The following is a 421-nucleotide window of genomic DNA, read 5'->3' on the forward strand; positions in this document are numbered from 1 at the left end:
GGCACGGGCCGCGGAGGGGTGCGTACGGATCGTGCTGTCGAGCCGGCGGACGATGCGTGCGGCCCACCGCGTCTACGAGCGTCTCGGTTTCGTCCGCTCTCCCGGGCGGGACCGGAAGCCTCTTCCGCACCTGGACGACATCACGCTGCTCGCCTATGAGCTGACTCTCTGACACCCCTGCGGCCCTGCGCCGCAGCCCCCATCGGGACACAAGATATGGGCCCGCCGACAGCACCGGGCACAAGATGTATGCTCATGCTCGCTGTCGCCGCAGGGGAATCCGGTGCGAATCCGGAACTGTCCCGCAACGGTGTACTTGTGCGTGTTCGCGTTTTCCGCGTGCCCGCACGGCTTCAGTCCGAGGACCTGCCGACAGTGCGCCCGGCCGTCCGGTCCGGGTGCCTGACGTCCGGGCCTCGCG

At 69.1% G+C, this 421-nt stretch carries 1 pseudogene and 1 riboswitch; the pseudogene reads left to right on the forward strand.

The window, feature by feature from the left end:
- Window positions 1–172: pseudogene (locus AOK11_RS45275) on the forward strand (GNAT family N-acetyltransferase); the annotation flags it as partial.
- A 77-nt stretch (window positions 173–249) separates the two neighbouring features.
- Window positions 250–388: riboswitch (cobalamin riboswitch) on the forward strand.
- Window positions 389–421: the final 33 nt, after the last annotated feature.

The organism is Streptomyces hirsutus, assembly GCF_001418415.1.
GTDB classification, from domain to species: Bacteria; Actinomycetota; Actinomycetes; order Streptomycetales; family Streptomycetaceae; genus Streptomyces; species Streptomyces hirsutus.